The sequence below is a fragment of the Flavobacterium sp. GW823-FHT04A11 genome (genome assembly GCF_058796535.1).
The window spans coordinates 907,294-921,059 of record NZ_CM179503.1; the positions used below are offsets into that span (position 1 = coordinate 907,294).

At 33.3% G+C, this 13,766-nt stretch carries 11 protein-coding genes; 4 read left to right on the forward strand and 7 right to left on the reverse strand.

The annotated features are described in order from the left end of the window. Positions 1-458: 458 nt before the first annotated feature. The 3 genes from lepA (at position 459) to AC3QL1_RS04105 (ending at position 4,571) form a co-directional block, all read left to right on the forward strand. The gene (gene lepA / locus AC3QL1_RS04095; RefSeq protein WP_492495337.1) at positions 459-2,255 is read left to right on the forward strand and encodes a translation elongation factor 4; all 1,797 of its coding nucleotides are present in this window, start codon (positions 459-461) and stop codon (positions 2,253-2,255) included. 471 nt (positions 2,256-2,726) lie between these two features. Further along, a complete protein-coding gene (locus tag AC3QL1_RS04100; protein ID WP_492495339.1) occupies positions 2,727-3,347 on the forward strand; it encodes an outer membrane beta-barrel protein in 621 nt (206 codons plus the stop codon). Positions 3,348-3,611: 264 nt separating this feature from the next. Further along, positions 3,612-4,571, forward strand: coding sequence for a helix-turn-helix transcriptional regulator (locus AC3QL1_RS04105; protein ID WP_492495341.1), 960 nt, complete (start codon positions 3,612-3,614; stop codon positions 4,569-4,571). 63 nt (positions 4,572-4,634) lie between these two features. On the opposite strand, the gene AC3QL1_RS04110 is transcribed toward AC3QL1_RS04105, so the two are convergent. Both AC3QL1_RS04110 and AC3QL1_RS04115 read right to left on the reverse strand, forming a co-directional pair. Then, on the reverse strand, positions 4,635-5,117 hold the full coding sequence (locus AC3QL1_RS04110) for a DinB family protein (protein WP_492495343.1): 483 nt from the start codon (positions 5,115-5,117) through the stop codon (positions 4,635-4,637). Positions 5,118-5,544: 427 nt separating this feature from the next. After that, positions 5,545-6,477 carry a 1-phosphofructokinase family hexose kinase gene (locus tag AC3QL1_RS04115; protein ID WP_492495345.1) on the reverse strand — a complete coding sequence of 311 codons (933 nt, stop codon included), beginning with the start codon at positions 6,475-6,477 and terminating at the stop codon, positions 5,545-5,547. A gap of 200 nt (positions 6,478-6,677) precedes the next feature. On the opposite strand from AC3QL1_RS04115, the gene thiL reads away from it, so the two are divergent. Further along, a complete protein-coding gene (gene thiL, locus AC3QL1_RS04120; protein ID WP_492495347.1) occupies positions 6,678-7,724 on the forward strand; it encodes a thiamine-phosphate kinase in 1,047 nt (348 codons plus the stop codon). Positions 7,725-7,808: 84 nt separating this feature from the next. Here the strand turns inward: thiL and AC3QL1_RS04125 are convergent, their stop codons facing one another. The 5 genes from AC3QL1_RS04125 to AC3QL1_RS04145 form a co-directional block, all read right to left on the reverse strand. Next, positions 7,809-8,507, reverse strand: coding sequence for a response regulator (locus AC3QL1_RS04125; RefSeq protein ID WP_492495349.1), 699 nt, complete (start codon positions 8,505-8,507; stop codon positions 7,809-7,811). Then, a complete protein-coding gene (locus AC3QL1_RS04130) occupies positions 8,497-10,554 on the reverse strand; it encodes an ATP-binding protein (protein WP_492495351.1) in 2,058 nt (685 codons plus the stop codon). Before AC3QL1_RS04130 ends, AC3QL1_RS04125 begins: the two co-directional genes overlap by 11 nt. Positions 10,555-10,658: 104 nt before the next feature. Then, on the reverse strand, positions 10,659-10,910 hold the full coding sequence (locus tag AC3QL1_RS04135) for a hypothetical protein (protein ID WP_492495352.1): 252 nt from the start codon (positions 10,908-10,910) through the stop codon (positions 10,659-10,661). Positions 10,911-11,087: 177 nt separating this feature from the next. Beyond that, positions 11,088-11,891 carry a LytR/AlgR family response regulator transcription factor gene (locus tag AC3QL1_RS04140; RefSeq protein WP_492495354.1) on the reverse strand — a complete coding sequence of 268 codons (804 nt, stop codon included), beginning with the start codon at positions 11,889-11,891 and terminating at the stop codon, positions 11,088-11,090. A gap of 265 nt (positions 11,892-12,156) precedes the next feature. Beyond that, positions 12,157-13,695 (reverse strand): glycine--tRNA ligase, encoded by a 1,539-nt coding sequence (locus tag AC3QL1_RS04145; RefSeq protein WP_492495355.1) that lies wholly within the window; start codon positions 13,693-13,695, stop codon positions 12,157-12,159. Between the last annotated feature and the right edge of the window lie 71 nt (positions 13,696-13,766).

A 13,766-nucleotide genomic window follows, 5' to 3' on the forward strand; every position in this document is an offset into this window, starting at 1 on the left:
GGGTTATTAAATTAGTAAAAAATAAAAACACTTGTTTTATAGAAATCCTGTACACAGATTTTTATAAAAATTGAAAAACCATAAACTGATCAACCTTATGGTTATAATGACTACAAGTTTAGCTATATTTTCCGTAACCGACAATTATTCGTACAAAAAATAGTGAATTAGCATTTAAAGTCAATTTCTGTTTTTTATTTGGCAAACATTCAAACAATTAGTTGCCCGAATAAAAACATTCTTTAATAATATGTTACTTGTAACATTTCAGGTTATCGCCATTTAAGATTCTAAAAGACAACTTTATAGCCTTAAAATTCAAAATCGAACAACTACATTCCAGAATCCAAAACTTTGCGCTATCTTTGCCCCTTAATTACACGCTCTAAAGCAATTGCCACAGAGTACATTTATACCCGAAATACTTAAAAACTCGTATAGAGAATTGACATTATAAAATGAAGAAGATACGTAACTTTTGCATTATTGCACACATTGACCACGGTAAAAGTACATTGGCGGACCGATTATTGGGCGCTACACAAACCGTTACAGCTCGTGAAGAAAAAGCACAATTGCTTGACAACATGGATCTGGAGCGCGAGCGTGGAATTACCATTAAAAGTCACGCCATTCAAATGGAATATACTTATAAAGGAGAAGAATATATTTTAAATCTTATTGACACTCCGGGTCACGTTGACTTTTCATACGAAGTTTCGCGTTCGATTGCTGCTTGCGAAGGCGCTCTTTTGATTGTTGATGCGGCACAAAGTATTCAGGCACAAACGATTTCTAACTTATATCTTGCTTTAGAAAATGACCTGGAAATTATTCCGGTTTTAAATAAAATCGATTTACCAAGTGCTAATCCGGAAGAAGTTAGTGATGATATCATCGATTTATTAGGTTGTAAACTAGAAGATATTATTCATGCATCCGGAAAAACAGGTTTTGGTGTTGAAAATATTCTCGCTGCGATTATCGAAAAAATTCCAGCTCCAAAAGGAAATAAAGACGAACCATTACAAGCTCTAATTTTTGATTCGGTTTACAATCCGTTTCGTGGAATCGAAGTAATATTCAGAGTTGTAAACGGTGAAATCAAAAAAGGACAGAAAATTAAATTCATGGCCACCGGAAACGAATATTTTGCTGACGAAATTGGAACTTTAAAATTAAATCAGGTTCCGAAAAATGTAATTTCTGCAGGTGATGTTGGTTATTTGATTTCTGGAATTAAAGAAGCCAAAGAAGTAAAAGTTGGTGATACACTAACGGATGCCAAAACACCAACTACCAATATGATTACGGGTTTTGAGGATGTAAAACCAATGGTTTTCGCCGGAATTTACCCAGTTGATACTGAAGATTATGAAGATTTGCGTTCTTCTATGGAGAAATTGCAATTGAATGATGCTTCGCTGGTTTTTACACCTGAAAGTTCTGCAGCGTTAGGTTTTGGTTTCCGTTGCGGATTCTTAGGAATGCTTCACATGGAAATTATCCAGGAACGTTTAGAACGTGAGTTTGATATGACTGTAATTACTACAGTTCCTAACGTTTCGTATTTGGCTTACACCAAGAAAGATCCTGAAACTGCATTTGTAGTAAACAATCCTTCTGATTTGCCTGAACCTTCTCGTTTAGACAGAGTGGAAGAACCTTATATTAAAGCAACGATCATTACAAAAGCCGACTTTGTTGGAAACGTAATGAGTTTGTGTATCGAAAAACGTGGTTTAATTACCAACCAAACGTATTTGACGACTGAACGAGTTGAATTGACTTTTGATATGCCATTGGCCGAAATTGTATTCGATTTTTACGATCGTCTTAAAACGGTTTCTAAAGGGTATGCTTCTTTTGACTACTCTCCTATCGGAATGAGAACTTCAAAATTAGTAAAACTGGATGTTCTTTTAAATGCACAAACGGTTGATGCACTTTCTGCTTTGATTCACGAAGACAACGCTTATAACATCGGTAAAAAAATGACCGAGAAATTACGTGAATTGATTCCAAGACAACAATTTGATATTCCGATTCAGGCTGCAATTGGGGCTAAAATTATTGCTCGTGAAACCATTAAAGCACTTCGTAAAGACGTTACCGCAAAATGTTACGGTGGAGATATCTCGCGTAAGCGTAAATTGCTTGAGAAACAGAAAAAAGGTAAAAAACGTATGAGACAAGTAGGAAACGTTGAGATTCCGCAAGAAGCGTTTATGGCTGTTTTGAAACTTAACGATTAAGTTTTTTTAGAATAAAGAGTAAAGAATATAGATTAAACCCGATAACGAAAGTTGTCGGGTTTTTTGTTTGTTTAAATATGGATTGTGTAGATTGTGAAAATATAATTGATAAAATTCAATTCTCCACATCTATATTTCTCCTCAGATATGTAGAGGCGCACAGCAGTGCGTCTCCCGCAAAGTATATGCACAATTAATGCAAATTCTAAATTAATATTTTGTGTGTTTCTTTAACACAAAACACATCAATTATGACAAGGATTTTTATCTCAAAAATCATTTTTTTATTCGTAAACCTCAATAATTACGGCAAATATTCCATAAATAATCTTAAAAATAAACACGTAAAGACTTATTAAAATGTAGGATTATTAACTCAATAACTACATTTTTAATGCATTCGATTTAGATACTTAAAAAATTAATTTTTAAAATATAATTTTAATCCTACAAACATTAAAAGCTTTTATTATGAAAACTAAATTTTTTATTATTTTATCAATGCTGACTTTTTCTTTCGCCAATGCACAGCAGGTGGAAGCAGAAGACGAAATGAATTCAGCAAAAGGGGTCACTTTTCAAAATGGTGATATGTTTCTCGAAGGTTCTATCAAAATTAGCACAGGCGGCGAATCAGATTATTATGGTTTTAGTCCAAAATTTGGTTATTTCCTGAATGATAAATTTGCCGTTGGAGCCAAACTAAATTATTCGAGTGAAAAAGAAGAAACAGTTCCGGAAACAAAAACCAATGTGTTCGGAGTTGGTGCTTTTGCGAGATATTACTTTTTAGAACTAGACAAAAAACGTTTTAAAGCTTTTGCCGAAGCTGGTTTAGGTTACGGACAAAATAAAACTAAAATTGAAGGAATCGAAGACGACACTGATAACAGCATTACAGCAGATATTACTGTTGGTTTAAACTATTTTGTTACCAAAAATATCGCGGTGACTTTTACATTAGCCAATGTATTAGCTTACAACAGTGTTTCTCCTGAAAACGGACCTTCATCAGATACTTTCAATTTAAATATTAATTTATTTGAAAATATCTTCGATCAGCCTCAATTTGGATTGTTGTATAGATTTTAATGCTTAATTAGTTTCGGACATTAAGTTTTAGCATTAAAATCTTACACAAATCAAATCCTAAAGAATTGGGATTCTAAACCCCTCAAAACAAATCATAACCCGATAATTTTTATCGGGTTTTTTGTTTTTATTTCATGATGAATACAGATTGCAGATTGCGAATATTTTTCTAAGCGATAATTCTGTCCTAATTTGGAACAGACTTTTATTTCTTTAAACTCTGAACCTTTGTATCTTTGAACTTTGCACCTCTAAAACAAAAAAATGCTCGACGAAACCCCAAAACGATTTGATCGAATTGTTGCGATTCTGATTCAGTTACAATCTAAAAAAATTGTAAAAGCCCAGGAATTGGCAGATCGTTTTGAAGTGAGTTTACGGACTATTTATCGGGATATTCGAACTCTTGAAGCTTCCGGAGTTCCTATTTACAGTGAAGCCGGAGTTGGTTATGCCTTAATGGATGGTTATCGTTTGCCTCCGGTTATGTTTACACGCGAAGAAGTAAGCAGTTTTATTGCTGCCGAAAAACTTGTGCAAAAATTTACAGATCCGTCTCTTGGAAATCATTATGCATCGGCGATGTATAAATTGAAATCGGTTTTGAGAAGTAACGACAAAGACTGGCTTTCGAATGTTGAATCGAGAATTTTGATGCAAACTGCTGAGCCATTATTCAATGATAATTCACCGAACACTCTGGCTGTTTTATTTGAAAGTATTGCCGAGAAAAAACAAATTCTTCTTTCGTACAAAACCCTTGAAGCCGAAGAACCTACCACCAGAAAAATAGAACCTGTAGGCGTTTTTCACGATCACAATAATTGGTATTTTTTAGGATATTGCCACTTGCGAAAAGATTACAGACAATTTCGAACAGACAGGATTTTGGAGATTAAAAAAACAGAATGCGATTTTACAATCGAACATGATTCTCTGGAAACTTATTTGAATAAAATAGAAACTATTCCAACAACAAAAGTTCGAATTTTGATCGAAAAGAAGATTGCAAAATATTTAACTTATGAGCGGAAATACCACGGTTTTGTTTCTGAAAAAGAAGTTGGCGATCAAATAGAAATGACGTTTATGTGCCGGGATATTGAAAATGGTTTTCCACGTTGGTTCTTAATGTACGGTGATTACGCCACAATTCTGGAGCCGGAAAGACTTAAAGTCAGAGCTTTAGAATTATTAGAAACAACTAGAAAAAGACTTTTATAAAAAACTCCTAAGTTGAAACTGAATTTCAACTTAGGAGTTTTTTATGTTTACTCTTCAAAGGATTTATCTTTCCCAGAAAAAAGGAGGTTCAATTCCTAAAGCTCTTAAATACACATATCCTTGTCCGCGGTGATGTATTTCATTATCAATAAAATACAAAATATTCTGGATAACAGGAAATTCATACTGACCAAATAGATTAAAGTTTTCATTAAAATCTTCAATGGATAATTTCTCCCAGAATTCATTAATTTCTTCTGTTGCTTTATCCCATTTTTCCAGATATTGTGCTTTAAAAATTAATTTTTCTGTTTCTTCTTCGGTAAATGACTTCACTTCTTTATTTACAATTCCTCTAAGTCCCGGAACTGCGATAGCCAAAAGTTCGTCTGTCAATTTAGAAAAAGACCGCATTCCTGCAATTGAAAATTCAAAAAAGTCTTTTTCAGGAAAAGCTTCAATTACGCGACGAGTAAGGGCACGATGACCTTGCCAGTGTTTTAATAAATCTTCGGGAGTAATTACCTGGGCAGCTAATGTTTTCATGATTTTAAAGTTTTAATTTGTTTAATACTTCAAAATTATTGAGGGTCGGTGACAACGGCTTGTCAGGAGGAAAAAAAATATTTTAAAATTATTTTTTTTCCTCTGTAGAAGCGCACAGCAGTGCGTCTCACACAACGTAACCTCATTTTATTTACATTAGTTGATTAATGATAATTTAAAGCGGAATAAATTGTGGTTACTGGACGTAAGACGCACTGCTGTGCGTCTCTACATTTAAAATCTTTACGTAAATTTTCAATCGGCTTCAAACCCGACAGGTTTTTAAAACCTGTCGGGTTTACGTTATGTAATTTCCAATGCCTGAAACGCGCCTCTACAAACCTTTGTCAAAGTTTAAACTTTGACAAAGGTTCATCGCAAGCCAACCCATAACTCATAACTTCTAACTCATAACTTGATTACTTGATTACCTGTTTTTCAGCCATTCAAACAAACGATTCGCATCTTCATATTTAAACAATTGTGTTCCTTCATTCATTGTTGCAGCAGATCCGCAGGCAACTCCCCAGCGAATTACTTCTTTCAGGCTTTTATTTTGTGATAATGCCCAAACTATTCCGCCAACCATACTGTCTCCTGCTCCAACGGTACTTTTCTTAGCTACATTTGGCGCGGGAACAAACTCGCAATCATCTTTTGTAACTAAGACTGCGCCTTGCGGACCAAGCGAAACGATTACAATTTCTGCTCCGCCTTTTGCAATTATTTTCTTGGCGGCATCGTCTACTTCTTCCATTTCAAGGCGTTCAACACCAATTAATTTTGCCAGTTCGCCTACGTTTGGTTTTATAAGATAAGCGCCGGTTTCTAAAACTTTCTTTAAAGCTTCACCGGATGTATCCACAATTAACTTCGCATTTGATGCTTTGGCAATTTCAGCTACTTTTTGGTAAAAGTCATCAGACAAACCTTCGTTCAGACTTCCGCTGGCAACTAAAAATTTGGGTTTAAGATTTGAAATTGTTTCTAAAATTTTCTCTACTTCTGATTCTTCTAAAACATCTCCTGAAAATCCAAATCGATATTGCGAATTTGTGTGATCATCAACAGCAATAAAATTTTCTCTTGTAGCAGTTTTGGTTTCGATCACTTCAAAATCTACTTTTTCATTTTTTACTAAATTTTTCAGCATTTCTCCCACCGGTCCGCCCGATGTGAAAACGGCTAATGAATTTCCGCGCAAGCGTGCAATTGCTTTAGAAACATTTATTCCTCCACCGCCTGCGTCAAACTGAGGATCTTTACATCTTATTTTTTGCTCTGCAATTAAGCCCGAAAAGTGGGTACTTTTATCTACTGATGGATTTACGGTTAGTGTAACTATATCAAATGGTTTCATTTTTTTGTTTTTTAATTCTATTAAAGATCCGAAAAAAATGTTGTTTGCAGAAAATAAAATTCAAAAAGCAGAGAAGTGAATTAAAGAACCCCACAGCAGCCTTTCTTTATATATAAATAAAGGGTTCAGAGATAACATTCTTTTAATTCGACAAAACCTTTGTACCTTTGCGCCTTAGAAACTTTGGAACTTAAAAAGAAATGATAGAAGATAAAAATCCGCAACGTACCAGTTTAGCGCAATTAGGTGAATTTGGCCTGATTGAACATTTAACCAAAAATTTTGATGTTACTCAGGAATCGACTTTAAAAAGTATAGGCGATGATGCCGCAGTTCTTGATTTTAAGGATAAAAAAGTAATTGTTTCTACCGATTTATTGATCGAAGGCGTACATTTTGATCTGGCTTATATGCCGTTAAAACACTTGGGTTACAAATCTGTTGTGGTAAATGTGTCTGACATTTGCGCGATGAATGCAAGACCAACGCAAATAACGGTTTCTGTGGCCGTTTCTAATCGTTTTCCTCTGGAAGCATTAGAAGAATTATTTGAAGGGATTACACACGCTGCAAAAGAATATAAGGTGGATGTTATTGGCGGAGATACAACCTCATCTCAAAAAGGATTAATTATTAGCATTACCGCAATTGGTGAGGCTAATGAAGATGAAATTGTTTATAGAAATGGCGCTAAACAAACTGATTTGCTAGTCGTTACCGGAGATCTTGGAGCTGCTTATATGGGATTACAGGTTTTGGAACGCGAAAAACAGGTATTTCAGGTAAACCCGAATAATCAGCCGGACTTAGATCCTTATACGTATTTGGTGGAACGCCAGTTAAAACCGGAGGCACGAAAAGACGTTCGTACTTTACTGCATGCTCTTGAAATTAAACCAACTTCGATGATTGATATTTCTGACGGGTTATCATCAGAAATTATTCATTTGTGCAAACAGTCAAAAGTGGGTTGTAATTTATATGAAGACAAATTACCGCTTGATCCGCAGTTTATTTCGACTTGCGAAGAATTTAATATTGACAGCACAACGGTTGCTATTAATGGCGGTGAAGATTATGAATTGTTGTTTACAATCGACATTAATGATTTTGATAAGATAAAAGGAAATCCGAATTTTTCTATCATTGGCCATATGGCAGATGAAAGCGAAGGAATCAATTTAGTGACACGCGCAAATACACAAATTCCTTTAAAAGCCCGCGGCTGGGATGCTTTGAGTGAATAAATTTTAAAAATTCCAAATAAAAAAATTCCAGATTCCGATAACAATAGTCATTGGAATTTGGAATTTTTTATTGGAATTTCTTTTTTAAAAAAGCCCTTTGCTTTTGGCTTCTTTGACCAATTCTTCATCAGAGCCGGATTTTATTTTTAGCAGTTCTTTTAAATTGATTTTTCTTTTCTCGATTGCGTTTAGTGAAATCGGAATATATTGCGGCATTTCATTTGTTGCGGTTCCTTTGGATAAATGAAATAATATCTGCTTATCAAATTCATCTATTTCGATCGAATTATGAGGCGATTGATTCAGCATTTTCTGAACGGACTGACTGTAATATTTATCGTTTTTCATTACTTTATCAAAAGCAAAAAGCAATTCATCAAACGTAAGATCGTTTTTAATGATTAAACCATTGGGGTTTATGGTTCTGATAATCGTTTTGATTTTTAGCAATTCTGTGTACATTGTCAGCAGAATTACACTGCAGTGAGGCATTTTTTTTAAAATTAGTTTTGCCAGATCTTCGCCAGAAAAAAGTCCTTTTTCTTCATAAGGCGGCATACTAATGTCTAAAAAAGCAACGTCGAAATTGGGTGTTTCTTCGTTTTCAATCAATTCATAAGCTGATCTGCAATCGTAAGCCTGCGAAATAGCAAAATCATATTTCCTGGGATTGTAGCGTGTTATCGCATTTTTGTATCCTTCAATAATAAAAGGATGATCATCAACAATTAATATGTTACGCTTAATTAATTGAGAACCTGGGGGGTTTTGTTCAATTGTCATTTTTTTGTAGGTTAATTTTTTGATCTATGGGCACTTTTACTACCAGTAAAGTACCTTGTCCAAGAACCGATTTAATCGACATATTTCCTTTACATTCTGCGGCCCGGTATTCAATATTATGCAAACCTATTCCGCTTTTTGTTCTCTTGGTATTAAACCCAACTCCATCATCATAAATTGATAAAACCAAATAATTCACCTCACTTTTAAATTCAACTGTAATAGTCTCTGCATCTGCATATTTATTACAATTTTGCAGTGCTTCCTGAATAATTCTGTACAAATTAATCTTTACCGCATTACTCACCAACTCCCATTTTATCTGGGGATCGAGCGAAGTAATTAATTTAGAATCATAAGTGTTTTGTTGATTTTCAAACAATTTGTTTAAAATTAAAACAAAATTATTAATTAATTCGGATTTTTCTCTATTTAAATCATGAGAAATTTCGCGTATGTCTTCTTCAATATTTTTAAGTTCTGTTAGATATTTTCTTCTTTTTGGCGACGCTTCGATTTCATCCATTTGTTCCAGACTGTCAAGGCTTATTCTAATGCCAAACATTCTGCCTAAAACTCCGTCATGCAGTTCCTGCGCCACTTTTTTCTTCTCTTTAATACGTGTTGCTTCTATATCGTTTTGCTGAGAAATCATCAGGTTATAAATATCCTCGTTTGCAATTTGTTGCTGCTGCTTAAAAAGAAGCTCACGGTTCTTGGCTTGTTGGGTTTTGTAGACATAGAAAAATAATCCCACCAAAGTACAAATGCTAAAAACATACACTAAGGTTTTATTTTTCTCTTGTAAATTCGAATTCTGATCTTTTATTTCATTGGTTTCATATTCAATTCTTGAGAATTTTTCGCCCATTTTACGTTCATCCTTTAGCATACGATCATTAATACGGATATATTCATCAGAGTAAATAGACGCTTTTTTTGGATCAACAATTGCTATTTGTTTCAGAGCCTGCAATGTATTATTATATTTTCCCGAAGTGCGAGACAGAATCAATGCTTGTTTTGAAAACTGAAGTGCCTTAAAAGTATCTTTTTTGAAAGCATAAAACTCAGATAAATGAATTTTGTTTGATATTATAGCTTCTTTTAATCCTAAACTATCCCTTATTTTTAACGATTTAAAAAAGTCATCCGGAAGTCCGTCCATTCGTTGGGATTTGAACTTAGAATAGGCCAAATTATCAAGCAACATTGCATATAACATTGTTTTCTCCTGATAAAGATTTTTCTCCTCTAAACCTTCTTTAAAATATACGATTGCTTGTTTATAATTTTGCATACTCAGATAAATAAACCCGATGTTATTTAGTGATGTTGCTCTTAATTGAAGTTCTAACGGAATCGATTTATCATTTAAGACATTTAAAGCTTTATTTTGAAATTCTAAAGCTTTATCATATTCTTCTCTTTGATTATACAGTATTCCTAAAAGATTGTAACATTCATAAAGCTGATCGTTTACCTTTTTTTTATCTTTTAAAATACTTAAAGCTTTAAAAACAGCTATTTCACTTTCAAAAAAATCTCCTTCATTATATTGAAGAGTTGCTTTGCTTAAGAATGTTTTAGCCAGATTGTATTGATCATGGATTTGTAAATAAATTTTTTGAGCTTTAAAATAATTCCTGAAAGCACTGTCTGATATTGACTGAGAACCATAATAATCGCCAAGATAAGTATATGCCTTTGCTATACTTGCAGAATCTTTACTCCTTTTTGACCTTTCCAAAATCAATTGCGATATGACGCGATATGATTTTAAATCATTCATGTTGTAATATCGATTTGCAACCTTAAATAAATTAACTCTATTAATAGAGTCATTGTTTTGGTTGATAATTATCGAAAAAGCTTTTTGATTATACTTTTGCTTAAATTCATAATTTAGATTGATATCATTAGCCAGTGATAAATAAACAGGAAGACTATCCTCTGGAGAGATTATTTTTTTTTCTGACTGATTTTTCTTAGTACATCCAAGAAAAAAAAAGAATAATAACAATAATATTTGGATATTTTTTTTCAATACTAATTTTTGGAATTCATCAAAAATAGTAAAACTAAAGACACAAAAAAAAGGCTGTCAAAAAAATTGACAGCCTAAAATTATATTTTCTTTAAAACTATTAATTAGTCTTGCTTTTTATTTCCACTTAATGACTGGTTAACATTAGCAAAGCTGGATTGCTTAATCTCTATTAATGATTTTTCGCTTTCAAGCATCATATCAATTTTTCTCCCTCCACCTGCACTACTGCCAAAAGTTGGAGGATTTATACTTGCTATTTCATTAGAAACATTATTTACGTTTTCAGCTGTAGTAAAAGATGTTGCTACCATTACTAAAGAAAATAATCCGATTGTTAAAGCTGTTTTTTTCATGTTTTTGAGGTGTTTAGTTTTTGATTTTTTTATTTGGGGCTTATGATTGCTTTGGTTGCAAATCATGTGACAAAGCTAAGCCGATAGCAAAAAAAAATTGTATGAAAAAATCAGTTTATGGTAGAACATGCCCAATTGATAGTCAATGAGCACCAAATTAGCGTAAATACTTAGTTTTTAGACTTCTAAGTAATTTCCTGCAGAAAAATTAGCAATAATTAGATCTACATTCGATTTATAGGTCTTGGAGAAAGGAATCTTTTTCGGAGAATTTTTGATGTAACAAACTGAGTGTCCGCTGTGAATTCTCGAAATGTAATTTTGATTGATGATATAACTATTGTGAATTCTTACGAATGGGTGTGATAAAACAAATTCGAAATGCTTTAATGTTTTAAATGCGGTTACCATTTCGCCCGAATTTAAATAAATATCTGTCGAATTGTTATCGGCCTGAAAATAGCAAATATCATCTGTTGCAATATAACGATAATCTCCATAGGATTTGATGCATAAAACAAGCGGTTCATCAATTTTAACTGGCAAAACCGGCATCGCAGCAGCTTTAATTTCGTTTTTAATTTTTAGGGAATCCGTTTCTAAAGTTACCCGATCAAGTTTTAGAATAATCTTAAGCAAATCGATTGACATAAGAGGTTTTAAAACATAATCAAAAACCCCATGTTGAATTGCTTCAAATGCCAGTTCTTTTTTAGAAGTCGTAATAATTATTTTAGGTACAACAGACAAGTACCTGTATAATTCACTTATTAAAGAAAGTGATAAATTACTAAGAGTATTTATGGGATCAATTTCTAAAAAAACGAAGGAAGGCTGGTGTTCTAAAGTCAAATTTAATCCGTCCTGATAAGTCGTCGCCGATGCAATAAAAGTTAGTTCTGAAAAACCATCTGCAATTGTTTTGGTTTTCAAAATGCTTTCGTTGTCGTCATCGATAATAATATACGAATACTTTTTCAATATTAAATGTGGTAGATTTTTAACAAAATTGACTTACTATTTCTTATCTCTCCCTGATAATTTAAAAAAGTGTACTTTTTCAAAATATACCTGCAACTAAAATTACGCATTTCAATTCATTTAAAATTTTCATTTTTAATACATTATGAACAAATATTTCCACATTATTTGAAAACAGATTTCCTAAATAAATCAGCTACGATTATAACGAAAAAATCCCAAACTCTTTTGGAATTTGGGATTTTTTATATTGCTATTTGAAAGGTTACATTTTCATCAACCAGTTTTTCATCGAAACTTCGTTTTCAATAATGTCTTTCAATTCAGAGATTTTTACGCGATCTTGCTTCATTGTATCTCTATGGCGAATCGTTACGGTTTGATCATCAATTGTTTGGTGATCTACAGTAATACAAAATGGCGTTCCAAGTGCATCTTGTCTTCTGTAACGGCGACCAACTGCATCTTTTTCATCATAAGCCACATTGAAATCCCATTTTAAATCATCAATGATTTTTTTAGAAAGTTCAGGTAAGCCATCTCTTTTAATTAATGGTAAAACAGCTGCTTTTGTCGGAGCCAAAACTGATGGTAATTTTAAAACTGTTCTTGTTGAACCGTCTTCCAAAGTTTCTTCTTGTAATGAAGTTGCAAAAACAGCCAGAAACATACGATCTAAACCAACTGAAGTTTCGACTACGTATGGCACGTAATTTTCGTTCAGTTCCGGATCAAAATATTGTAATTTTCTACCAGAATATTGTTCGTGCGCTTTTAAATCAAAATCTGTACGAGAGTGAATTCCTTCTAATTCTTTAAATCCAAATGGGAAATTGAACTCAATATCAGCTGCAGCATTTGCATAGTGCGCTAATTTTTCGTGATCGTGAAAACGGTAATTTTCTTTTCCTAATCCCAAAGATAAGTGCCACTTCAAACGTGTTTCTTTCCAATGGTGATACCATTGCATTTCTTCTCCCGGACGAACGAAAAATTGCATTTCCATTTGTTCGAATTCACGCATACGGAAAATAAATTGTCTTGCAACGATTTCATTTCTAAATGCTTTACCGGTTTGAGCAATTCCAAAAGGAACTTTCATACGACCCGATTTCTGTACATTCAGGAAATTCACAAAAATACCCTGAGCTGTTTCCGGACGCAAATATAAATCCATTGCAGAATCTGCAGAAGCTCCAAGTTTAGTACCAAACATTAAGTTGAATTGCTTTACGTCTGTCCAGTTTCTTGAACCGGTTTCAGGATCAGCAATTTCTAATTCTTCGATCAAAGCTTTTACATCCTGAAGATCATCAGTCATACCTTTTGCAAGCCTTGATAAAATTTCTTTGTATTTTGAAAGATATTCTACTACGCGGGCATTTGTTGTAACAAATTCTTCTTCATTAAAAGCATCACCAAAACGAGCTCTTGCTTTTTCAATTTCTTTTTGAGCTTTTTGATTGATTTTTTCAGCATGTTCTTCAACTAAAACGTCTGCTCTGTATCTTTTTTTCGAATCTTTATTATCAATTAACGGATCATTGAAAGCATCAACGTGCCCTGAAGCTTTCCAGGTTGTTGGATGCATCAATATTGCAGCATCAAGGCCGACAATATTCTCATTCATCTGAACCATTGATTTCCACCAATATTCACGGATATTCTTTTTTAATTCGACGCCATTTTGTGCATAATCATACACTGCACTTAATCCATCGTATACTTCGCTAGAGGGAAAAATAAATCCGTACTCTTTTGCGTGCGAAACCACATTCTTAAATATATCTTCTTGTTTTGCCATAGTGATGCAAAAATATAAAAAGTACATTTAAAAAAAAGAAAAACTCGAAAGATTGAAGCATTAATTTCGTT